General features: G+C 71.2%; 18 protein-coding genes. 3 read left to right on the top strand and 15 right to left on the bottom strand.

Annotation, left to right across the window (positions count from 1 at the left end):
• Nucleotides 1-24 precede the first annotated feature (24 nt).
• Both ABD151_RS18445 and ABD151_RS18440 read right to left on the bottom strand, forming a co-directional pair.
• Nucleotides 25-1,068, bottom strand: a complete 1,044-nt coding sequence (locus tag ABD151_RS18445) for a GDP-mannose 4,6-dehydratase (RefSeq protein WP_343996286.1) — start codon at nt 1,066-1,068, stop codon at nt 25-27.
• 97 nt (nt 1,069-1,165) lie between these two features.
• Nucleotides 1,166-1,438, bottom strand: a complete 273-nt coding sequence (locus ABD151_RS18440) for a MoaD/ThiS family protein (RefSeq protein WP_343996285.1) — start codon at nt 1,436-1,438, stop codon at nt 1,166-1,168.
• A 71-nt stretch (nt 1,439-1,509) separates the two neighbouring features.
• On the opposite strand from ABD151_RS18440, the gene ABD151_RS18435 reads away from it, so the two are divergent.
• On the top strand, nt 1,510-2,232 hold the full coding sequence (locus tag ABD151_RS18435) for a winged helix-turn-helix transcriptional regulator (protein ID WP_343996284.1): 723 nt from the start codon (nt 1,510-1,512) through the stop codon (nt 2,230-2,232).
• A gap of 118 nt (nt 2,233-2,350) precedes the next feature.
• On the opposite strand, the gene mshD is transcribed toward ABD151_RS18435, so the two are convergent.
• Nucleotides 2,351-3,184, bottom strand: a complete 834-nt coding sequence (gene mshD / locus ABD151_RS18430; protein WP_343996283.1) for a mycothiol synthase — start codon at nt 3,182-3,184, stop codon at nt 2,351-2,353.
• 13 nt (nt 3,185-3,197) lie between these two features.
• Nucleotides 3,198-3,869: an NADPH-dependent F420 reductase gene (gene npdG, locus ABD151_RS18425; RefSeq protein ID WP_343996282.1), complete on the bottom strand. Its 672-nt coding sequence runs from the start codon at nt 3,867-3,869 to the stop codon at nt 3,198-3,200.
• Between the two features lie 383 nt (nt 3,870-4,252).
• Here npdG and ABD151_RS18420 point away from each other — a divergent pair, with 383 nt between their 5' ends.
• Together ABD151_RS18420 and ABD151_RS18415 are read left to right on the top strand one after the other, a co-directional pair.
• Nucleotides 4,253-4,798 (top strand): helix-turn-helix domain-containing protein, encoded by a 546-nt coding sequence (locus ABD151_RS18420; RefSeq protein ID WP_343996280.1) that lies wholly within the window; start codon nt 4,253-4,255, stop codon nt 4,796-4,798.
• Nucleotides 4,782-6,050 carry a HipA domain-containing protein gene (locus ABD151_RS18415; RefSeq protein WP_343996278.1) on the top strand — a complete coding sequence of 423 codons (1,269 nt, stop codon included), beginning with the start codon at nt 4,782-4,784 and terminating at the stop codon, nt 6,048-6,050. Before ABD151_RS18420 ends, ABD151_RS18415 begins: the two co-directional genes overlap by 17 nt.
• A 77-nt stretch (nt 6,051-6,127) precedes the next feature.
• On the opposite strand, the gene ABD151_RS18410 is transcribed toward ABD151_RS18415, so the two are convergent.
• The 11 genes from ABD151_RS18410 to ABD151_RS18360 all read right to left on the bottom strand — a co-directional run bounded on the left by ABD151_RS18410 (nt 6,128) and on the right by ABD151_RS18360 (nt 22,147).
• On the bottom strand, nt 6,128-7,303 hold the full coding sequence (locus ABD151_RS18410) for a thiolase family protein (protein ID WP_343996277.1): 1,176 nt from the start codon (nt 7,301-7,303) through the stop codon (nt 6,128-6,130).
• Nucleotides 7,304-7,570: 267 nt separating this feature from the next.
• On the bottom strand, nt 7,571-9,160 hold the full coding sequence (locus tag ABD151_RS18405) for an acetyl-CoA acetyltransferase (RefSeq protein WP_343996276.1): 1,590 nt from the start codon (nt 9,158-9,160) through the stop codon (nt 7,571-7,573).
• A gap of 31 nt (nt 9,161-9,191) precedes the next feature.
• The gene (locus ABD151_RS18400) at nt 9,192-10,856 is read right to left on the bottom strand and encodes an FAD-dependent oxidoreductase (RefSeq protein WP_343996275.1); all 1,665 of its coding nucleotides are present in this window, start codon (nt 10,854-10,856) and stop codon (nt 9,192-9,194) included.
• Between the two features lie 3 nt (nt 10,857-10,859).
• Entirely contained in the window at nt 10,860-11,933 is a 1,074-nt protein-coding gene (locus tag ABD151_RS18395) for a peptidyl-prolyl cis-trans isomerase (protein ID WP_343996273.1), read from the bottom strand.
• Entirely contained in the window at nt 11,930-14,305 is a 2,376-nt protein-coding gene (locus tag ABD151_RS18390) for an RND transporter family protein (protein ID WP_343996272.1), read from the bottom strand. The genes ABD151_RS18395 and ABD151_RS18390 overlap by 4 nt, the downstream gene beginning before the upstream one ends.
• A gap of 2 nt (nt 14,306-14,307) precedes the next feature.
• Nucleotides 14,308-15,606: an MlaD family protein gene (locus tag ABD151_RS18385; protein ID WP_343996271.1), complete on the bottom strand. Its 1,299-nt coding sequence runs from the start codon at nt 15,604-15,606 to the stop codon at nt 14,308-14,310.
• Nucleotides 15,603-16,856, bottom strand: a complete 1,254-nt coding sequence (locus tag ABD151_RS18380; RefSeq protein ID WP_343996270.1) for an MlaD family protein — start codon at nt 16,854-16,856, stop codon at nt 15,603-15,605. Before ABD151_RS18380 ends, ABD151_RS18385 begins: the two co-directional genes overlap by 4 nt.
• On the bottom strand, nt 16,856-18,169 hold the full coding sequence (locus tag ABD151_RS18375; RefSeq protein WP_343996269.1) for an MlaD family protein: 1,314 nt from the start codon (nt 18,167-18,169) through the stop codon (nt 16,856-16,858). Before ABD151_RS18375 ends, ABD151_RS18380 begins: the two co-directional genes overlap by 1 nt.
• Before the next feature lie 14 nt (nt 18,170-18,183).
• Complete coding sequence (locus ABD151_RS18370) at nt 18,184-19,431, bottom strand: MlaD family protein (protein WP_343996268.1); 1,248 nt, start codon at nt 19,429-19,431, stop codon at nt 18,184-18,186.
• Nucleotides 19,428-20,876: an MlaD family protein gene (locus ABD151_RS18365; protein ID WP_343996267.1), complete on the bottom strand. Its 1,449-nt coding sequence runs from the start codon at nt 20,874-20,876 to the stop codon at nt 19,428-19,430. Before ABD151_RS18365 ends, ABD151_RS18370 begins: the two co-directional genes overlap by 4 nt.
• Nucleotides 20,873-22,147: an MlaD family protein gene (locus ABD151_RS18360; RefSeq protein ID WP_343996266.1), complete on the bottom strand. Its 1,275-nt coding sequence runs from the start codon at nt 22,145-22,147 to the stop codon at nt 20,873-20,875. Before ABD151_RS18360 ends, ABD151_RS18365 begins: the two co-directional genes overlap by 4 nt.
• Nucleotide 22,148 lies beyond the last annotated feature (1 nt).

Below are 22,148 nucleotides of genomic sequence, written 5' to 3'. Positions count from 1 at the left end.
CCTGTGGTGACAACGATTCGCCGATCACAGGGTCACGGCCCGCGCGGCCGGCACCTGCAGCTCGGAGCGGAGCAGATAACCCTCGTCCTCCTCGACGCCGCTGCGCAGCCGGGCGAGGTCGACGTGCACCATGTCGCCGACCAGCTCGGCGAAGCTGCGCCGCGCCGTCCAGCCGAGTTCCGTGCGCGCCCGCGACGCGTCGCCCAGCAAGGCGTCGGCCTGGGTGGTGGGCCACATGCCCGGCTCGAGGCGGAGGTAGGGCGACGGGTCGTCGATGCCGACCGAGGAGAACGCCACCTCGATCATGTCGCGCAGGGTGTGGCTGGCGCCGGTGGCCAGCACGTAGTCCATCGGCCGGTCGTGGGCCAGGCTCAGCCGGATCCCCTCGACGATGTCGATCGCCGCGCCCCAGTCGCGATGCACGTCGAGGTCGCCGAGGGTGACCGTCGGGGTCAGCCCGCAGGCCGCCTCCGCCGCCGCGCGGGCGATCTTGCCGGCCACGAACTGCTGCCCGCGGAACGGGCTCTCGTGGTTGAACAGGATCCCGTTGCAGGCGAAGAGGTCGTACTTCTCGCGGTAGCTGATCAGCAGGTGGTGGGTGGCGCTCTTGGCCACCGCGTACGGCGTGCGCGGGCGGTGCGGCGCGTCCTCGTCGAGGGCGCCCGACACCTGCGAGCCGAAGATCTCGGCGCTGGACGCCTCGAAGAAGCGGACGTCGTGCCCGGTGGCGTCGCGGTGCCGCAGCAGGATCTCCAGCATGCTCGCGACCACCGTGGTGTTCGTGTCCAGCACCAGCGCCGGGTCGCCCCAGCTGCGGCCGACCGAGCTGAAGCCCGCCAGGTTGAAGACCGCCTCCGGCCGATGCGCCTGCACCAGCTCCGCGAACCGCTCGGTGTCGCGCAGGTCGGCCTCGACGACGTCGACGCCGCGCAGGTAGGGGCGCATCCGGACCGGCGAGGTGCTGCCCGGGCGGGTGGTCCCCACCACGCGCCAGCCGCGCGCCAGCAGCCGCCGCGCCAGGTACATGCCGTCCTGGCCCGCCACGCCGGTGATGATCGCGGTGTTCATGGGCTACCTCTGTCCGGTCCTCCCGCGGGGAGGATGCGCCGTGTTGCTGGTAGCCGAGCAACGAGCGGTCGGCGCGATGGTCACGCCTGCCGCGGGGCTATCCCCCGGCGAACGGCGGCAGGAACTCGACGGCGTCGCCGTCGCGCAGCCGGTGACGCGCGGCCTCCTCGCCGTTGACCGGCTGGTCGTTGACCAGCACCGAGCAGACCCCGATCACGGCGTCGGCGTCCGGGTGCCGGGCGACGACGAGAGCGCGGAGCGCGGCCACGGTGAGTGCCTCGGAGAGCGGGTAGCGCTCCTCGTTGCAGCCGGTCGCCGCGCGGGCCGCGGCCCAGAACCGGACCGTGACGACAGTCCCAGAATGAGGCACCGGCAACGCATTGAGTTCCACAGCGGATATTCTTCCCCCTAACGCAACCGCAAGCGGTGAGAGGAGGGCAGATGAGCACCCTGCTGCTTCTCACCAGCGCCCTGCAGCCGTCCGCCGAGGTCCTTCCGGGCCTGGGACTGTTGAACCACCAGGTGAAGATCCTGCCTCCCGAAGGCAGCGCGTTGCTGGAGGCGCCCGACTCCGACCTGATCCTGGTCGACGGCCGCCAGGACCTCGCCCAGGCGCGTGACCTGTGCCGCCTGATCCGGGCCACCGGCTCTCAGTCGCCGGTGCTGCTGATCATCACCGAGGGCGGCCTCGCCGTCGTCTCCGCCGACTGGGGCATGGACGACGTGCTGCTGCACACCTGCGGTCCGGCCGAGCTCGAGGCACGGCTGCGGCTCGCGATCGGCCGGATCGCCGCCCAGCGCGACGCCGCCGACCCCGACTCGCACGTGATCCGCAGCGGCGAGGTGGTCGTCGACGACGCCACCTACACCGCCAAGCTCGGCGGCCGGCCGCTCGACCTCACCTTCAAGGAGTTCGAGCTGCTCAAGTACCTGGCCCAGCACCCGGGCCGGGTCTTCTCCCGCCAGCAGCTGCTGCAGGAGGTGTGGGGCTACGACTACTTCGGTGGCACCCGCACCGTCGACGTCCACGTGCGGCGGCTGCGTGCCAAGCTCGGCCCCGAGAACGAGACGCTGATCGGCACCGTGCGCAACGTCGGCTATCGGTTCGTGCTCCCGAAGGACGCCTCGGCCGACGCCGAGGAGTCGTCCGAGGTCGACGCCTGAGCGCTGGCGGGCCTGCCGGTTGGCCGCGGCTGCCTCATTGTTTGCGCGTGGCTCGTTGGGTCGAGGCTGCCTCGTTGGCCGAGCCTTGCGAGGCCCCGGTAGCCGAGGCCCCGCCAGGTCAGCGCTGGTACTGGACGTGGGTGTCGGCGTCCGCGTGGGTGAAGCCGAGCGAGATGTAGAGGCCCTTCGCCGCGGCGTTGTCGCCCTCGACGTAGAGGATCACCTCGCCGTCGTCGTCCAGCACGCCGGCCAGATGCCGCAGCCCGGCGATGGTGAGCGCCTTGCCGAGACCTCGGCCACGCGCGGCCGGGTCGGTGGCGACCACGTAGACCTCGCCGACCTCCGGGCTGTGCTGCTTGGTCCAGTGGAAGCCGAGCATCCGATCGCCCTCGGTGACCACCAGCAGGCCGGCCGGGTCGAACCACGGCTCCGCCATCCGCTCGGCCAGGTTCTCGGCGTCCATCGCGCCCTGCTCCGGGTGGCTGGCGAACGCCTCGGCGTTGACCCGGAGCAGCTCGTCGCGGTCGGCGTCGGTGTAGGTGCGGATCTCGACGCCGGTCGGCGCGGGCTCGTTGCCCACCGGGCGCCGCATCACCCAGAGCTCGCGGGCACGGGCGAACCCGAACCGCTGCGCCAGGCGGGCAGCGGCCGGGTGATCGCCGTGCGACCAGGCGGCGCGGGTCTCCTCGACCGCGACCTCGGCGAGGGCGGCGCCCAGGCCGGTGCCGCGGTGCTCGGGAGCGACCGCGAGGTCGAGTGCGCCGTCATGGAGCAGCGCGAAGCCGGCCCGGTCGGCCAGCCACAGGCGAGATCCGGTGAGCCCTCGGTTCTTCAGTCGCAGTACCGCCGCCTCGTCGAGCGGCGAGTTGCCGTCGACCTCGCGACAGGCGCGTACCAGGTTGATCACCTGGTCGCGTACTTCGATGTCCCAGGCCCGAATCTCGTCAATCACGCCGCCCAGTGTCTCAAACGTCCGTGATCCGCACGCCCGCGTGTGCCTTGTAGCGCCGGTTCATGCTGATCAGGTTGGCGGTCAGCGCCTCCACCTGGTGCGCGTTGCGCAGCCGGCCGCCGTAGATGCCGCGGACGCCGGGGATGGTGTCAGCGAGCGCCTGCACGGTGTCGGTGGCCTCGCGGTCGTCGCCCAGCACCAGCACGTCGGTGCCCAGGTCGGTGACCTCGGGGTTCTCCAGCAGGACGGCGGAGACGTTGTGGAAGGCACCCACGACGCGGCTCTCCGGCAGCAGCGCAGCGGCCTGCTGGGTGGCGGAGCCCTCCTCGACGGCGAGCGCGTAGGCGCCCTGCTTGTCGAAGCCGAGCGGGTTCACGCAGTCGACGACGATCTTGCCGGCGAGCTGGCCGGCGAGGCTGGCGACGAGCTCGCCGTGGCCGTCCCACGGGACGACGACGAGGACGATGTCGCCCTGCGCGGCGGCGGTGGCGTTGTCGGCACCGGAGACGGTGCCGCCGGTGGCCTCGGCCAGCTCGGCCGCGGTGGCCTCGGCCTTCTCGGAGCCGCGGCTGCCGATGACCACGTTCAGACCGGCCTGGGCGAAGCGACGGGCCAGGCCACGACCCTGCGGGCCGGTGCCTCCCAGCACGGCGATGGTCTGGGTCTTCAGGTCGATCTCGGTCATCCGGGGCGTCTCCTCATCGAGTACAGGTCGGCGATCGTCCGCAGACGATCACCAGGGGCGTCCTTGCAGGATGGCAGAGTCCCGGAACCCCACTCACCCCTGCCCGGTGGTTGGGACCGTCCCGGGCCGGGGTTGCAGCGGGCTCCTAGGAGATAGTCCCTGACGTTTTCGTGGTTTCTCGGGCCTGAAAACCACGAAAACGTCAGGGACTATCTGCGTGGGCCGCGAGTCATCCCCAGGGGACGGGCGCCGGCCGCTGTCGTTCTCGAAGGAGAAGGCCGATCCAGTGTCTGCGAACAAGGACAGTATCAATTGCCCTCGAACGAGGACTAATCTAGAATGTCTGCGAACGAGGACGACGCACGGAGCGGGAGGAGCTCGGCATGGCGACCATCGGCAGTTGGACCAAGCTCGGGGCCGTCGTCCGCAATGCTCGCAAGGCGCGCAACCTGAGCCAGGCGGATGCGGCAGCGCAGGCCGGCGTCTCCCGATCGTGGCTCGCACGGGTTGAGGCCGGACACCGGGGCGCCGAGCTGGAACCGCTGCTTCGGCTCTTCTCGGCACTTGAGCTGACGCTGCGCCTCGAAGACACCAGGTCCGCCCCGCAGAGCACGCCGTCGGCGCCGGAGCACGCTGCGCCCGATGCCGAGGCAGCACCCGCAACCGAGCTCGCAGGACGCACCGAGCCTGCTGGTCCGACGCCTTCAGCGCCGTCGCAGGACAGCTCGGCCCGGGTCGCCGCCATGCAGTCCAGCCTCGATGCGGCACTCGCTCGCTTCGCAGCGCCCGCAGGAGACGGGCCACGATCCGAGACCCTGCGCAGGACTCTGGCAAGCATCGACACCACCAAGCTCAACAGGACAGCACAACGCGCCATCGAGCAGGCCGCCCACAGCACGAGGAAGAGTGACGATGGCGAGGGCGGATGAGCTCTGCGTTCTGCTCCACGGCCAGCTCGTCGGACACCTCCGCCGAAGCGACTCCGAGGCGCCGAGGTTCAGCTACGAAGCGCAGTACGTCGCCGACTCGGACCTCGCGCTCTCCGCCAGCCTGCCGCTGACCTCGACGGAGTACACGGCAGAACGAACCGCCCCCTTCTTCCTCGGCCTGCTCCCCGAGAACCAAGGCGCCCTCACCGCGTGGGGCGCGCAGCTCGACGTCGACTCCCAGGACTGGTTCGCGCTGCTCGGCGCGATGGGCCTGGATTGCCCGGGCGCCGTCCAGTTCGTGCTTCCCGACGAGCTCGCAACGGTCATCAGCGAGGAAGCCACGTACCTGCCGGTCTCCGAGACCGACATCGAAGAGCGGTTGCGCGCCGTCTCCGGAGACAACGCCTCCTGGTCGATGAAGGGTGAGCACTGGTCGTTGGCGGGCCAGCAGGAGAAGTTCGCGCTTGCCTACCTGGAAGGGGAATGGTTCTCCGCACAAGGAGCCGCGGCGACCACGCACATCCTCAAACCAGGCATCAAAGACCTCAACCACCAAGCCCTTGCCGAGCACCTGACACTGACCGCGGCCGGACTCGTCGGCATCGGCGTCGCGCCGAGTTCGTTCCAGCGGTTCGGCGACCAGTGGGCGATCGTCTCCACGCGCTACGACAGGGCGATCGAGGGTCGCCAGGTGGAGCGGATCCATCAAGAGGACCTCGCGCAGGCCTGTCGGCGCGTTCCCGCGCGCAAGTACGAGACCAACGGAGGGCCGGGGCTGCGGGACATGGCGAACATCCTCAAGCGCGAGTCGACTGACCTTGTCGACGACCGGAAGGCACTGGCCGAGTTCGCGCTGATCAATCTGGTCTCGGGCGCACCGGACGGGCACGCGAAGAACATCTCACTCCTCCGCACACCGTCGGCGATCAGCGTCGCGCCTCTCTATGACCTGGCGACCGGACTCATCTACGACCCCACGACCACCGACCGCTCCATCGCTGTCTCGATCGGCGGCGAACGCCATGCGTCCCGGATCCGGCGCAAGCAGCTCGACAAGGCCGCTCAGGCCATCGGTGTCAGCGCGGACTGGTTCGCTGGGCGAGCTGTCGAGCTGGCCACCGACTTCCCCGCCGCCTTCGTCGAGGCCTGCGCCCCGCATGTAGAGACCCCTGGCTGCCTGGAGATCCTGGAACGCGCCGTCCCGGAGCTCGAGCGACACAGCGAGCTCCTGCTGACCAACTTCGCCGGCTGAGCGCCGCGCCGCAGCGCCATAGACAGAGGCGGCGCCGTCCCATTCGGGACGGCGCCGCTTCGTGCAGACTGCGAGGGTCAGATCGCCTCGATGACCACGGCGCCGCCCTGGCCGCCGGCCGCACACATCGACGCAACGGCGATGCCGCCGCCACGACGCTTCAGCTCGTGCGCGAGGGTGGCGACCATGCGGCCACCGGAGGCGGAGATCGGGTGGCCCAGCGAGCAGCCGGAGCCCCACGGGTTGACCTTCTCCTCGTCGATGCCCAGCTCCTTGACCGCGGCGATCGGCACCGAGGCGAACGCCTCGTTGATCTCCCACAGGTCGACGTCGGAGACGCTCAGGCCGGCACGCTTGAGGACGTGCGGGATGGCGTCCACGCCACCGACGCCACACAGGTGCGGCTGCACGCCGACGGCGCCCCAGGCGCGGATCCGGGCCAGCGGGGTGAGGCCACGCTCGGCAGCGAGCTCGTCGCTGACGATCGCGAGCGCGGAGGCGGCATCGTTGACACCCGACGAGTTGCCGGCGGTGATGGTGAAGCCCTCGATGTCGCGCACGCCCTTGAGGCCGGCAAGCTTCTCCAGCGAGCCGCCGCGACGCGGGTGCTCGTCGACGGAGAAGTCGACGATCTCGCCCTCGAGGCGAGCCTTGACGGGGACGATCTCGTCCAGGAACTGACCGGCGTCGATCGCGGCGATCGCGCGCTGGTGCGAGCGGAACGCCCAGGCGTCCATCTCCTCGCGGGTGATGCCGCGCTCCTTGGCGATGTTGAAGCCCACGTTGACGAGCACGTCGTCGGTGGCCTTCCCGTACTCCTCGGTCTCGTAGTACGGGAAGGACGGGCGCATGCCCTCCTTGGTCGAGCCGTCGGCGAGCTTGGAGGTCATCGCCGGCGAGGTCGAGTAGGAGTGGGTGCCACCGGCGATGATCGCGGACTCCATGCCCGAGCGGATCTGAGCGGCGGCGTTGCCGATCGCGGTCAGCGAGCCGGCGCACCAACGCTGCACGGCCTGGCCGGGCACCTGGATCATGCCGTTGGCGACGGCGGCGTAGCGGGCGATGTCGCCGCCACCGGCGGTCGACTCGGCGAGGATGATGTCGCCGAAGTCCTCAGCGTTCAGGCCGGAGCGCTTGACCGCCTCGCCGACGACGACGGTCGCCAGCTCCTCGGCCAGCGTCTCGCGCAGCGTGCCCTTGTAGGAGGTACCGATCGGGGTACGCACGGCGCTGACGATCACTGCTTCGGGCATGTTCTCTCCTCGAAAAAAGCTTCCTGGTCTTACCTGGGGCCGGCACTCCCTCGCCCACCCCACGTCGTCCCTGCATTGGAACAGGTTTCACAGAATCCCACAGGCCAAGTCTCACGTGACGTCCACCACCCACCTTGTGGACAGCCAGCGGCCCCACCGGCCCTGGTCACACGCGCCCCACCAGTCACGCTTTCGGGGTAGTCCCTGACGTTTTCGTGGTTTTGACCCCCCGAAAACCACGAAAACGTCAGGGACTATCTCCAGGGTTCAGGGGCGGAGGGTGGCGTCTGGGGCGACGGTGACGGCGGAGCCTTCGGCCTCGTGGGTGGCGAGGTGGGCGGCATAGGCCGGGTCGGTGGAGCGGGCCAGGGTGCGCGAGCCGTCGGGCAGGCGGACGGCGGCGAGCGCCTGCTCGGGGTTGCCGTCGCGGTCGTAGACCACCGTCCACGCCTCCAGGACGCCGTCGCTCGGCTCCGCGACCGCCGCGGTGACCCGCGTGGTCGGCTCGCGGTCGACGGCGGCCTGGACGTCGGCGCGCACGAAGCCGGGACCCGAGCCCGCGCGCGCGAAGGCCGAGCCTGAGCCCGAGCCCGCGAAGGCCGAGCCGGAGCGCAGTTCCGAGCCCGTGCCGACCCCTGAGCCCGCAGCCCCGGCAGAGCCCTCGGCACCCGCCGGTGAGGGCGCGTAGACGCCGATCGCGTGCTTGGTCAGGTAGCCGCTGTTGGCGGTCACCAGGCCGGGGCGGCCGGTCTCGCGCACCGCGCCGATCATCGCGGCGATGGCGTGGGTGGAGTAGTTGTTCCACGGTCCGCCGGCGAAGCTCAGCCCGCCGGTGATGGTGAGGTCGCGCTCCGGGTCGTCGAGCGGCAGACCGATCTCGGCCGCCGCCACCTGCACCGCGGACGGGAAGCAGGAGTAGAGGTCGACCGGCCCCAGCTCCTCGACGCCGACGCCGGCCAGGGCGAGCGCGGTGGCTGCGGCATGCCGGATCGCCGGCGAGCGGTGCAGCGCGCCCCGCGCCGCGATCTGCGCGGTGTCCGCAGCCTCGGCGCCGGCACGCAGGAAGACCCACCGGTCCTCCGGCACCCCGTGCCGGCGCGCCGCCTCCACCGAGCAGACGATCACGGCTGCGGCCTGGTCGACGAAGTTGTTCGAGTTCATCAGCTTCGGATACGGCGCGGCCACCATCCGGTTGCCCGGCGACACGGTGGCGATCTCCTCGGCGCTCAGCCGCTTCGGCGACCAGGCGTAGGGGTTGCCCGCCGCCACCTCGCTGAACCGCGACCACAGCCGAGCGACGTGCTCGCGGTGCTCGGCCATGCTGCGCCCCGCCGCGATCCGCAGCGCCTGTTCGAAGATCGGGTAGACGTAGGCCGGGCGGTCGAGGCCGGCCCGCATCTCGGTGTCGTCCCACATCGGCACGCCCGGGCGATGCTCCGCCTTGACGACGTCGTCGTCCTGGCTCGGCCACGACGGACGCAGGCCCTGCTTCTTCAACGCCATCCGGCTACGCCATGCCTCCGCGCCGCCGACCACGACCACGTCCAGGCGCCCGGCGGCGATGTCCGCGGCGGCCTCGTTGACCAGCGCCTGCGAATGGCTGCCACCGTCGCCGGTGTACACCGAGTGCCGCAGATCAGCACCGAGCAGCTCGGCGACCAGGGCACCCGGGTCGCGGTAGCGCCAGCTCAGGATCTTCGGCACCCGGATGCTCTCCAGAGCCGCAGCCAACGACGGTGCCCCCGCGTCGACAGCCGCCGCGAGCACCGCCTCGGCCAGCATCTCGGTCGGCGCCAAGGGCTCATCACGCAGGGTCAACTGGCCGCCACCGACCAGGACCGGGGTTCGGGGATCCACGTGTCCTCTTCTCCTCCTCCGGCGCGCGGCGTCAGCCGCGCGCCACCTCCAACATCCTCGCCACCTCGACCAGCTTCACCCGGGGCCGCTTGCTCGCCTTGCCCTCGCTGACCTCGTGGGCCTCGATCCGCTTCCACCCGTCGAGGTCGACATGGTCGGGCAGCAACGCCGTGACGTCGTCCGCGCGCGTCGGCGTGGGCAGGCTCCCGGCCGCCCAGGCGTCGAGCAGCCGCGACACGGTCTCCCGCGCACAGCGCTTGTTGGAGCCGATCACTCCCGACGGGCCACGCTTGATCCAGCCGGTGGTGAAGACCCCCGGCACCGTCGCGCCGTCGGCGTCCAGCACCTGGCCGCCGTCGTTGGGCAGCACTCCGCGCTCGGCGTCGAACGGCAGTCCGGCCACCTCACGGCCCCGGTAGCCGACCGAGCGCAGGACCAGCCCGGTCTCCAGCGTCTCCCGCTCCCCGGTCGGTCGCGCCACCCAGCGACCGTCGCTCTCGACCAGCTCGTTGCGCTCGATCGTCAACCCCTGCACGCGATCGGTTCCCTCCACCGCCACCGGCGAAGAGAGGAAGCGCAGCACGATCCGGCGCTCGGTGCCGGCCTCGGGGGTGCTGAGCTCACGCAGCAGCTCCACCTTGTGGACGGCGACCGAGCTCGCCGGATCGCCGTCGCGGCCCCACCCCTGCGGGGAGCTGAGCACGTCGGGGTCCACCACCAGGTCGACGTCGGGGATCTCGGTCAGTCCCAGCAGCTCCTTGATCGTGTAGGCCGCCTCCAACGGGCCACGCCGAGCCAGCACCACGACCTCACGCACCTTGCTGTGCCGCAACGCCTCCAACGCGTGGTCCGCGATGTCGGTGCGCGCCAGCCGGTCGGGGTCGCTGGCCAGCACCCGGGCGACGTCGAGGGCGACGTTGCCGTTGCCCACGATCACCGCCCGCTCCGCGCTGAGGTCGAAGCTGTGCTCGGCGTAGTCGGGATGGCCGTTGTACCAAGCCACGAACTCAGTGGCGGAGTGACTGCCGGCCAGCTCCTCCCCCGGGACCCCCAGCGCACGGTCGCCGGTGGCGCCCGAGGCGACGATCACCGCGTGGTACTGCTCGCGCAGGGTGGCGAGCGAGATGTCCTTGCCCACCTCGGTGTTGAGGAAGATCCGGCAGCCCGCGCGGCGCAGCGTGCGCAGGAACGGCGCGCTCGCGGCCTTGGTGTCCTGGTGGTCGGGGGCGACGCCGAAGCGGACCAGCCCCCAGGGCACCGGCAGCCGCTCGAAGAGGTCGACCTGGACCCCGAGACCCCGCTGGGAGAGCAGCTCCTCGGCCGCGTAGCAGGCGGCCGGCCCGGAGCCGATCACCGCGACCCGCAACGGCTCGGCACCCTGCTCGGGCGCCCACGACCGCTTGGTCACGCTGGGCGCCTCCGCCGGGTAGTCGCGACGCTCGGGGGTGGCGAAGTAGCGGGCGTTGATCGCCTCGAAGCGGGCGAACTCGTCGGGCAGGTCGTAGTCGGCGTGGATCGCGCCGACGGGGCAGACGTCCACGCAGGCACCGCAGTCCACACAGGAGTCCGGGTCGATGTAGAGCATCTCCGCGGTCAGATAGTCGGGCTCGTCCGGCGTGGGGTGGATGCAGTTGACCGGGCACACCGGAACGCAGGCCGCATCGTTGCAGCACGCCCGGGTGATGATGTGGGCCACGGCTCAGTCTTCCTTCTGGTCGGGGTCGGCGCCCTCGGGCTCGACGGCCTCGGACGGCGCACTGGTGGGGTTCTCGGGCTGATAGTCGTCGGCATAGACGGCGTCCGCGTCGGCGAGCAGATCCGCCAGGAACCGTTGCCACACGTCGTTCTGGGCCTTGGTGGTGAGCGCGGCGATCAGGGTCGGCGCGACCTCCTCGAAGCTCAGCGGCGTGCCCGGCACGATCTTGGTGACCACGCCGACGTTCCAGCCGAACTCGGACTCGGTGGGGCCGAACGGCTCGCCCTTGCGCGCGGCGAACGCGGCGACGGCGTAGGTGGGGTCCAGGTCGGCCTGCTCGACCGTGCCCAGCGCGCCGCCCTTGCCGCTGGTGCTGGTGTCCTGCGAGGTGGCGGCGGCGACCTTGGCGAAGTCGGTGCCCTTGCCCAGCTCGGCGAGGACCGCCTGCGCCTCGGCCTCGGTGCCCACCACGATGTTGCTGAGCGCACGCTTCTCCGCCGTGCTCATCTCGTCGCGGCGCGCGTCGTACTCGGTGCGGGCCTGCTCCAGGGTCGCGTCCTCCACGTCGGCGACCACCTGCTCGTAGAGACGATTGGTGGCCAGCGTCCGGCCGATCTCGGCGAGCACCATCTCCTCGGTGATCTGGGCGTCGCCGAGGAACCGGGTGAAGGCGGCACGGTCGCCGGCCAGCCGCTCCTCAATCAGCTTGCCCAGCTCGGCACGGGACTGCTTCTCGGCGATCACGATGTCGCGCCGCTCGGCCTCCGCCTCGACGACCAGCCCCATCACGTAGGACTTCGCGGCGTCGCGCCGGAAGCGCTCGGCGGCCTCCTTCTCCTGTGGTGGCGTCACGCCGTAGAGGGCCTCCAGCGCAGCGATCCGGTCGTCGAGCTGCTCGGCGGTGACCGAGGTGTCGCCCACCCGGAGCACGTCTCCGTCGGCGAGCTCGTCGTCGTCGCCACGGGTCAGCGCGAAGCCGGCTCCGGCGACCAGCACGATCACCACGGCGAGGACCACCCAGCGAGCCACGCCACGCGGCACGAAGCGCTCCCAGCGGAGCGTGGACAACCGATTCACGAACACGGCACTACCTCTCGTTCGTCGTGCTTCTTCTTCTCCATCGCCCGCTCGCCGGTGCCGACGGCCTCCGCCGCCCCGGTCCTCTGGGAGCTCGGCCACAGCACGGCTGCGGCGGTGGTGACCAGCCAGGACGCCACGCAGGAGGCGAGGACGCCGCCGGCCAGCACCCAGCCGAAGGACCGGATCACTGCCAGGTCCGACAGGGTCAGGGCCAGGTAGCCGAGGGTCGCCGCGGAGACCGCGACGATGACGGCCCGCTGCAGTCGCCGGCCCTGCGCGTGCGGGTGGCCCAGCATCACGGTGAACTCGCAGGCGGTGACGGTGACCAGCGCGGCGACCGCCATGGTGAGCGGGTTCAGGTTCGCGCCGCTGAGCAGGATCGCGAGATAGACCCACCCCGCTGCCAGCACGGCGGAGCAGGCGACCAGCAGGCCCATCCGGCGCGAGCGCAGGCCCACGCCGACCGCGATCGCCGCCAGCGCGATGCCGACCACGCCGATCGTCCACCGGCTCGCGTTCACCGCGTCGAGACCGCTGCCGGCGATCACCGGCAGGCCGACGAGCTCCACGGTGGTGCCCTTCGGCGCGGCGGGCAGCTCGGCACGGATCTCCTCGACCAGACGCCGTTGCTCGGCGACGTCGTCGACGGCCAGTCCGAAGGTCAGCGCGCCGACCTCGCCGCCGTCGCCGATCACGGCCTCGAGCAGATAGCTGGGCAACAGGGCCGAGCCGGCCTCGATCTCGGTCTGCGTGGGCGTGGCGCCGAGGAACTCCAGCAGCCGGTTCATGGTGAGCAGCGGGCGCAGCACGTCGGCATGCCGGGTGAGCAGCACGCTCTCGGCCTCCGCCGCCCAGGCCAGCACCTCGGGGGTGAGCACGCTCTTGCCGCGCACCACCACGGTGATCTCGCTGGCGAAGCCGAGCGTCTGCTCCGCGGTCCGGGCGTCCTCGAGCTCGGGCAGGCCGGCCGCGAGCCGGTCCGCGCGGGACTCGATGCTGAGGCTGGGCAACGCGATCCATCCCGCGACGGCGGCCACGGCGGCAGCCAGGCAGAGGCCGGCCGTGAGCCGGCGCGAGGGTCGTGAGCGCGGCGGGGCAGCGTCCCGCTGGTCGGCACCGGCCCGACCCCGATCGTCCCCGTCCACGTCCGCGTCCATGTCCAAGTCCGTGTCCGCGCCTCGCAGCCACCCGAGCAGCACCAGCCCCCAGGCCAGGGTGCAGACCACGCCGAGGGCCAGCGCCAGGCCGAACTCCCGCACGAAGGGCAGCGGGGACAGCGCCAGGCAGGCGAAGGCCAACGCGGCCCCGGCCGCCGCCGAGAGCACGGTGCGACGAGACGTTCCCCGGGCCAGATAGATCGGGAAGTCCGAGCCGATGCCGAGCACGATCGGCAGGAAGGCGATCACGCCCAGCGACATCGGGCGCCCCAGCGCGCCGAAGAGCGCGAGCGTGGTGGCGGTGCCCAGCGCGACGACGACCAACGGGCGCAGCCGGTCGCGGCGCCGTCGGGTCCACGGCATCAGGAACAGCACCGCGGCGACCGCGCCGATCGCCAGCAGTCCCAGGCGCGGGGCCTCGTCGGTGGCGCGTTCGGCGACCGCCGAGGTGACCACCGGCAGACCGGTCACGACCGGGTCGCGGGTCTCCAGCCCGGCGGCGTCCACGGTCTCGGTGACCCGCCCCACCAGCTGCCGGGTGCCGGCCTGGTCGAGTCCGGCACGGGGCCGGATGAGCAGGGTCGCCGACTTGGCCGTCGGCGCGAGGAAGCGCCATTCCGAGCGCGGCTCGCCGTCGTCGCCGAAGAGCACCGAGGCCACGAACTTGCTGTTCGACAGGCTGGGCAGGCCCATCGGCATCGCCTGGGCCACCAGCGCCCCGTAGCGCTCGTCGAACTCGGCCACTGCGGCGTCCACCCGCTTGGCGCGAGCGGCACCGCTCAGTCCCTCCGCCTTGGCCTGGGCACGGGCGGAGTTCTCGATGCTGTCGCGGGCCCCGCTGATCTGCAGGATCACGTTGCGCACCGACTTGGCGGTCTGGTTGAGGACCGTGCCCGGCCCGTAGACGACGGCGACGTCCGGCAGCTGGGCGAGCTCGCCCTCCAGCCCGACCAGGCGGCGGAGCTGCTCACCGTCGATCAGCAGTCCGTCCTTGCCGCTGCCGTGCAGCAGCACCACGATCGGATCCGCCCCGAAGTCCTGGTCGCGCTGCTCGGTCGCGGCATAGGAGTCGTCGTCGTTCGGCACGAACGAGGAGATGCCGGTGTCGATCTCCGCCCGGCTCAGCCCGAGGCCGACCAGCCCGAGCACTGCTACGACGAGCAGTACCCGGGCCAGGGCCGCCGGCTGGCGGAGGGTGGAACGAACCGTCACTCCTACTTTTCCTTCTCGATCTTGGGATAGACCCCGCTGCCGGGGCCCGGCTTGTCGGCGGTCATCGGCGCCGGATACGGGTTGTTCCAGTGCAGCGGGTCGATCGCCATCAGGTTCAGCGGGTTGTTGCGCACCGTGTAGGCGCTGAACAGCGGCGCCAGCCGGACCGCCTTGACCCCGTTCTCCAGGGGCAGGTCGAAGGTGCCGCCGAAGTTGCCGAAGAACGAGCCGATGTCGACGCCGTAGGGCGCCAGGTACTGGACCATCGGGTTGGCGTTGGCGAGCAGGGTGTCGACGTCGGGAGCGATGTCGCTGACCATCGACGCCAGCGCCGGCACCTGCTCCAGCGTGCTCTGCGAGCGACCCAGGGAGCTGTCCATCGGCTCCAGCAGGCTGCGCAGGCTGGTAGTGATCGGCGGCAGGTCGGCCAGCGCGGCGCTCAACGGCTCCGCGGACCGGTCGAGGTCGGCGGCCACCGGGCTGAGGTCGGTGGCCAGCCCGTCCAACGTGCCGGTGGCCCGTCCCGCGGCGTTCACCAGGCCGGGCAGCTTGCGCACCGAGGCCTCCAGGTTCTCCGACTGTCCGGCGGTCGCGTGGGTGAGGCGCTGCGCGTTGCTCACCAGCGAGCCGAGCTGGTCGCGCCCGGTGTTGAGCGCCGCCAGGATCTTGGTGGACTCGTTGACCAGCGCGGTCAGGTCCTTGCTCTGGGCGGCGATCGCGTCGACGGCGGTGTACCCCTCGCGACCGATCATCCCGACGCCGGCCAGCAGGGCGTCGATGTCCTCGGCGGTGTTCGCGGTGGCCGGGTCGAGCGAGCCCAACAAGCCGGCCAGCGCCTTCTTGGTCGGCGCGTCGAAGGTGCCGACCACCTCGTCGATGTCGACCGGGTCGATCACCGACGCACCGGAGAGCGTGGTGCCGCCGTCGAGCTCCTTGCCGGTGCCGTCCACGATCGCCACGTAGGACTGGCCGATCACGGACTTCATCCCGACCCGGACGGTGGCTCCCTCGTGCAGCGGGGCGAACTCGTCGTCGATCTCCAGGTCGACGACGGCCTTGCCGTCCTCGTTGCGCTGCTCGGTGACGCGCCCGACCAGCACCCCGGCGATCCGGACGTCGCCGGCCGGACGCAGGTTCTTGATGTCGTCCGCGGCGAAGCTGACCCGGTACGGCCCGGCCAGGCCCGGCGTCGGGCCTCCGGTCCCGTTCCACAGGTAGATGAAGCCGACGATGCAGAGCACCACGATGCTCAGCACGGTGATCCGCGGCGCCAGCGGCCGCTTGCCCAGGGTCTCGCTCATCGCTTGGCTCCGTATCCCTCGATGCCCTCGTCCTGCAGGCCACCGAGCGGGTTGGTCAGGTCCACGTTGACGACGGCGCGTCCCATGCCGCCGTTGGCGTCGTAGAGGCTGAAGGAGGACGAGGTGTTGTAGACGAACCCGGCCAGGTCCTCCATCCAGGGCACCAGGCGCTGCGTCGCCGCCGGGAGCAGGTCCGCGACCGGGGCCAGGTTGACCAGCGCCGCACGGACGTCGCCGGAGAGCGGGCGCAGGTCGGTGACCACCGGTCCGGCGGCGTCCACCACCGGGGCGGCGCCGTCGACGAAGCGGCGGATGGCGCGCACCGAGCCGGTCAGGTCGCCGAGCGCGTCCGGCAGCTCCTCCGACGCCTCGGTCAGCGAGACCAGGGTGGGGTCGAGCTCGGTGGAAAGCGCGTCCACGCTCTTCATCGAGGAGCGGAGGTCGGCGGTGAAGCCGGGCAGCCGGGCCAAGGTGGCCTCCAGCTCCTGGTCCTTGCCTGCCAGCGCCGTCAAGGTGGCGTGGGAGTCCTCGGTCAGCGCGACCAGGCGGGCCCGGTCGTCACCGACCGCCTCGGCGATCGAGGAGAACGAGGTGACCAGGCGGCGGATGTTCGCGCGCCGGGTCTGCAGCTGCTCCAGGACCGGCTGGAAGCTCTGCATCGCCAGCCGGGTCGAGTCGAGGCCCTCACCGAGTGCGGCGGCGTCGTCAGCGAGGGCGATGTCCGCCTCGTTGAGCAGCGCGGTCAGACCGGTGCGTGCCTTCTCGTCGAGCTTGTCCAGCAGCTCGTTGGGCTGGATCGCCCGATCCGTCTGGGTGATCGGGATGGTGGCGCCCTCCGGCAGCGGCGCCGCCGGCGGACCGCCCGGGTCCAGGGTCGCGTACATGACGTTCAGCGGGGACTTGGTGCGGATCACCACGCGGGCGTTGCTGTACACCCGCTGCTCGGGGTCGATGCTGAACTCGACCTTCGCGTTGCCGTTCTCGGTGGGCTCGGCGGCGGTGATCCGGCCGACCTTCACCCCGGCGATGCGCACCTCCTGCATGGCCTCGGGTCGCACCGCGGGCGCCTTGTCGAACTCCGCGCTGAAGGTGAACTTGTCCGTCCACGGCGCGCTGACGTCCTGCTTGCCGAGGATGTAGAGAGAGCAGGCGATGCCCAGCGCCACGCAGATGCCGAGTGCGAGCACGTCGCGGCCCAGGCCCGGGGTGTTGCGCACCCGCTCGGCGAGCGTGCTGAATGAGGTTCCCATCAGTCCTGCGCTCCCTTCAGCTGCGGCAGCAGCCCGGCCAGCATCTCGTCCAGCGCGAGCGGCTGGATCGAGGAGAGGCCGGCACCGGCCTGGAAGTGCAGGACGCTGCCCTGCGCGTCCTTCGACATCACCGAGCGGTTGAGGTTGGTGACCATGTAGGCGATCTCCTCATAGAACTTGTTCTCCGCCTGGACGCCGCCGCCGCTGTGCTTGTACTCGTCCTTGCCGTGCCAGGTCTTGCCGAGCTTGTCGAGGATCGGGCCCTCGATCCGCTCGATCACCGGGCCGCGGACGTCGTCGACGATGCCGGTCGCGACCGGGACGGCGGGCACCAACTGGTTCAGCACGGCCCGGACGTCGGTGGTGATCGCGGGGAGCTGGCGCAGCACGGGCCGCGCCTCGGCGATGGTCGGGCTCAGCTCGTCGAGCAGCGGAGCGATCTCCTTGACCGAGGGCTTCAGCTTGGCGGTCGACTCGTCCAGCAGGGTGAGCGTGCCGTGCAGCTGCTCGAGGCCACGGTCGGCCGCGGTCAGCGCGGTGGGCAGCTCCTGGAGGGTCGCCGCGAGCTCGGTGCGCCGGGCGGCGAGAGCCGCGGTGGTGGTGTCCAGACCCGCCAGCGTCTGGGCCAGCTTCTCGTCGCGCGCCACCAGCACGTCGGCGGCCGCCTGCAGGTCGGTGACGATGGACGGCAGGTCGTTGCCGGGGTTCTCGCCCTGGAGCGACTCCAGCAGGGTCCCGGCCGGCGGCAGCACCGCCGGCGCCACGTCGACCAGGTCGCGCAGTCCTTCGGAGCCGCCCTTCTTCAGCGCCTTGTCGGTGTTGCCCAGCAGGCGCTGGGTGGCCTTGCGGGTGTCGGCCGGCAGCGCCTCCATCACCCGGTCGAGCTCGACCGGCATCGAGGTGCGCGTGACGTCGATCCGCTCGCCGTCGAAGGAGCCGTTGCCACCGCGGTGCAGCTCCACGGAGTACTGGCCACCGAGCAGGGTGAGCGGGACGACGCGTGCGCTCGGCTTCGAGCCCAGCGACTCCATCACCTCGTCGTCGATCTTCATCGAGACCAGCGCGGTGCCGGAGTCGGTGGTCTCGACGTCGGTGACCACACCGACCTGGAGGCCGGCCACCTTGACCTTGGTGACGCCGTCGACCAGGCCGTAGCTCTGGGCGAACTCCGCCTGCACCGTCTCGCCGCCGCGGACGGCGACCTTGATCGAGTTCTTGAAGGCCAGGCCGGCGATCACGGCCGTGGCGACCACGACCAGGGCGACGCCCTTGCGGGCCCGGGGCGATCCCGCCCTGAGGATGTTCCTTGCCATCTTCTCGCCTCTCCTCAGCGTCCGGGCTTCTTGAACGCGTTGCCCGGTCCCGGGTACGGATTCACGTCGGCCAGCGGGTCGGGCAGGGTCACGTTGTAGATGCCCGGCATGGTCAGCTGGGCGCTGAAGTAGTGCTTGTCGGGCGAGTAGTGGCCGCTGAGCAGGTCGTGCTGTGCGACCATCCCGGCGACGTCGGCCCAGTACGGCATCAGCGTTGCCAGCAACGGGTCCGCGTAGGTCAGGGTGCGCTGGGCGCGGGCGACCACCGGGCGCAGATCGCGGATCGCGGGGACCAGCTCCTCCAGCGGCCGCTCGGCGTCCTCGGTGAACTCCACGACCGTGCGTGCGACCGGCGGCGACTCGGTGAGGAAGCCCCGCAGGTCGGGGGTCGCGGCGACCAGCTCGTCGACGCCGGGGGCGAGCTCGCGTACCGCTGCGGCGGTCCGGGTCAACGGCGGGTTGATCGCCTTCAGCCCCGTCTGCGCGGTCCTCAGCACCTCGGGCAGCTGGGCGACGGTGGCCCGCAGCGGAGCGGTGTCGTCGACGTTGACGGCCTCCAGGGTCACCGACGCCTCGTCCATCAGCGTCGCCAGCGTGTCGGAGCGGTCGGCGAACTGCGCCGCCAGGCTGTCGGCGGTGACCAGCAGGTCGTCGAGGTTGGTCTGCGGAGCAGCCAGGGTGTCGACCACCGTCTCCCCCTTCGCGAGCAGCTGCGGACCGCGCCCGAGCACGTCGTTGAGGTCGCCGGCATGGCCGGAGAAGCCGCCCCCGACCTGGCTCAGCGCCGTCTGCAGGCCCTGGCGGGCCTTCGGCTCGAAGGGCGCGAAGACGTCGTCGAGCCCGGAGGCGGAGTCGGTCTGCTCACTGGGGATCACCGCATCGCCCAGCTCACCGGACTCCTTGGTGCCCGGGTCCAGGTCGATGAACTTCTTGCCCAGCGCCGACTCGTTGCCGATCCGGGCGGTGGCGTCGCGGTAGATGTCGCGCTCGCCGTCGAGCCGCATGGTGACCTCGGCGCCCGCATCGCCGACCTCGATCTCGACGATCTGGCCGACCCGGATGCCGTTCTGGGTCACCTTCTGCGCGGGCTTGAGGGTGCCGGCGTCCTCGAACTGCGCGGTGACGGTGGTGTAGTCGCGCAGCGGCAGCTTGCCGCCGCCCTGCACGGTGATGCCGATGTAGGCGATCACCAAGCCACCCAGGATGGTGACCACGCCGATGAAGGTCTTGCGGACCTCGTCGCGATGCGCGCGCCCGTTCACTTGCCACCTCCGAGGAGAAGTCCGAGCAGGTTCTGCTCCTGCTGGTCGGTCAGGCCGGTCGCACTCGGCGACTTCTGCGCGCCCTTCTGCGACGGCGCCTTCGTGACGCCGCCGAGCAGCTGGCCGAGCACGCCGCCGAGGATGTCGTTCTCCGGCGAGAGCACGTCGCCCAGCGCCCCCAGGTCGAGGCCGGGGATGCCTGGCAGCACCTGGTCCGGCGTGCTGTTGCCGTCGTTGCTCGGCGCCGGCGTGAGCACCTCGGGGATCACCGTGGCACCGAGCAGGTTGTTCAACGCGGCCGGCGTGATGTGGAAGAGACCCCGGAAGTAGTGCGAGATGTTGTCACGGCTGTTGGTGCTCAGCGCCCACTTGCGCACGAAGGCCATCAGGTTGCCCAGCGGCTCCTCGGTGAGCACCTGGTCGCCGGCGACCTTGAGGCTGCGGCTCCCGCGGCGAAGCTCGGGGCCGGCCGCACGCAGCTGGCGGACGGCCGGGGCCGCCTCCGCGATCAGCTCGTCGGCGTGGGCGAAGACCTCGTCGAACGAGTTGAAGGCCGGCGTCGCGTAGCGCGAGAACTCGGTGATCTCGCCACTGATCTCCTCGAGATCGTCGGTGACCGGGCGGGCCTTCTTCAGGGTGGGCGCCAACGAGGCGGCCACGGTGTCGAGGGACCCCAGGGTGGTCTGCGCCTCCTTGATCGCCCCCGGCAGCTGGGCGATGGTCTGCTCCAGCCCCTCGCGCTCGGCCGACAGCGCACTCAGCATCAGATGCGCCTGCTCGACCAGCCTCTCCACCCGCTTCCCGTCCTGACCGGCGACCGCACGGGCCACCGGGTCGGCGGTGGTGACCAGGGAGTCCAGGACGTCGTTCTGCTCGCGCAGCACGTCGCCGAGCTGGTCGATGCCGGCCATCGTCGGGCTGAGCGCCTTGAGCACCCCGGCCAGCTCCTCGCCGTTCCCGGCGACGCCGTTGCCGAGCTCGGAGACCAGCGCCGCGAGGCCTGCCGAGGTCGGGTCGTCGAAGGTGTCGAGCACCGCCTGCAGGGTGACCACCGTCTCGGTCCGCTCGACCGGGAGGTCGCCGCGCAGCGCCGGCTTGTCGGCGCTGCCCGGGGTGAGCTCGACGAAGTTCTCACCGAGGAGGTTGATCGGCCGGATCTTCATCTCGGCGTCCTCGTGCAGGGGAAGGACCTCGTCGTCGACGTCGAGGACCACGCGAGCGTTCCCGTCGACCAGGTCGATCGACTTCACCTCGCCGACCTTGACGCCGTAGGCGCGGACCTCGCTGCCGACCTCCAAGGGGCTGGCGTCGACGAAGTGTCCGGCGATGCTGGGCGTGCTCTGCTCACCACTGCGGGCGACGACGACCGCACCGGCCACGACGAGCACCAGCAGCAGCCCGACGATCAAGGACACCCGCTTGTCGATGTTCTGCAACGCGCTCACTGGATCTCCTCACCGTTCGCGTCGGTCCAATTGAGCAGGGACTTGCTGTTCCAGGCGTTCAGCGAGCCGGGCCCCGGGCGCGGGTTCTGGCCCATCCCCGGCGGGACGCCCGGGAGGGCGTCGGCGACGCTGGAGACCGAAGCGGTGATCAGCGCCCGGGCGTAGTTGCCCATCCGGTTGCGGTTGCCGAAGGTCGCGGTCCAGTTGCTCATCCAGCCGGCCACCTCGGGGGTGTAGGGGCGTAGGAAGTCGACCATCGGGTTCGCCTGGGTCAGCGCCGCGTCCGTGGTGGGCAGCAGGTCGCGCAGGCCCGATGCCAACGCCGGCGTGTCGGTGAGCAGCTGATCGGCCGAGCGGAGGATCGGCGTCAGGTCGGCGAGTGCAGGCTTGGCGTCGGCGAGGGCCGGCTTGAGGTCCTTGGCCAGCGCCGGGAGCTGGCGGGTGGCGGGCTGCAGGTCGCGCAGCAGCTCCCGGGCCGACTCGACCGGCGACTCGACGGCGCCCAGCGTCCGGGTGGCCACGTCGAGGGTGCCCGGCAGCTTGGTCAGCGTCGCCTGCAGGCTCTCCTGCTCGGCCGCGACCGCGCTCATCAGGACGTTGAGCTGGGCGACCGACGCGGAGAGCTCGTCGTCCTTGGCCGCCATCGTGCTGGTCACGCCGCGCAGCTGGCTGACCAGCTTCTTGATCGCCGGGCCGTCCTCGCCGACGGCGCGGGCGACCTCGCCCAGCGCCTGGATCGTGGGGCCGGCCTCCTGCAGCGTGGTGTTGAGGCGCTTCTCCTTGCCGTCCACCGTGGTGGCGAGGCTGGCGACCAGCGACTGCAGCTTCTTGCGGGTCGGGGCGTCCAGCATGGCCAGCAGATCGTCGAGCTCGGCACCCTCGACGTTGCTGGTCAGCAGGTGGCCGCTGGGCAGGTCCGCGTTGCCGGACTCGCCCGGGATGATCTCCAGGGTGCGGGCGCCCAGCACCGACTCCCAGCGGACCCGGCCCTGGGTCCCGGCCGGCAGCGGGGCGTGCTCCTCGTCGATCTCGGCGGTGACCACCGCCATACCGTCACGCACGCCGAGGTCGCTGATCGAGCCGACCTGCTCGCCGTTGACGGTGACCTTGGCGCCGACGAACGTCTTGTCGGCCAGCGGCATCAGGAACTTCACGGTGTACGGGTCGTTGCCGCCGACCAGCTTGAGCGCGAAGGTGAGCACCAGCGCGAGCGCAGCAGCGACGATCAGCAGCCGGGTCACCGGCCGCGAGAACAGGTTCGAGACGGCCATC

Source organism: Nocardioides dubius, from assembly GCF_039528155.1.
GTDB classification, from domain to species: domain Bacteria; phylum Actinomycetota; class Actinomycetes; order Propionibacteriales; family Nocardioidaceae; genus Nocardioides; species Nocardioides dubius.
This window is presented reverse-complemented; position numbering and strand designations above follow the sequence as displayed.

Coding starts and splice junctions, on each gene's coding strand:
- ABD151_RS18420 (WP_343996280.1), top strand. CDS start 4,253: ATGGCGACCATCGGCAGTTGGACCAAGCTCGGGGCCGTCGTCCGCAAT.
- ABD151_RS18385 (WP_343996271.1), bottom strand. CDS start 15,606: ATGAGCGAGACCCTGGGCAAGCGGCCGCTGGCGCCGCGGATCACCGTG.
- ABD151_RS18435 (WP_343996284.1), top strand. CDS start 1,510: ATGAGCACCCTGCTGCTTCTCACCAGCGCCCTGCAGCCGTCCGCCGAG.
- ABD151_RS18410 (WP_343996277.1), bottom strand. CDS start 7,303: ATGCCCGAAGCAGTGATCGTCAGCGCCGTGCGTACCCCGATCGGTACC.
- ABD151_RS18375 (WP_343996269.1), bottom strand. CDS start 18,169: ATGGCAAGGAACATCCTCAGGGCGGGATCGCCCCGGGCCCGCAAGGGC.
- ABD151_RS18360 (WP_343996266.1), bottom strand. CDS start 22,147: ATGGCCGTCTCGAACCTGTTCTCGCGGCCGGTGACCCGGCTGCTGATC.
- ABD151_RS18445 (WP_343996286.1), bottom strand. CDS start 1,068: ATGAACACCGCGATCATCACCGGCGTGGCGGGCCAGGACGGCATGTAC.
- ABD151_RS18380 (WP_343996270.1), bottom strand. CDS start 16,856: ATGGGAACCTCATTCAGCACGCTCGCCGAGCGGGTGCGCAACACCCCG.
- ABD151_RS18415 (WP_343996278.1), top strand. CDS start 4,782: ATGGCGAGGGCGGATGAGCTCTGCGTTCTGCTCCACGGCCAGCTCGTC.
- npdG (WP_343996282.1), bottom strand. CDS start 3,869: ATGACCGAGATCGACCTGAAGACCCAGACCATCGCCGTGCTGGGAGGC.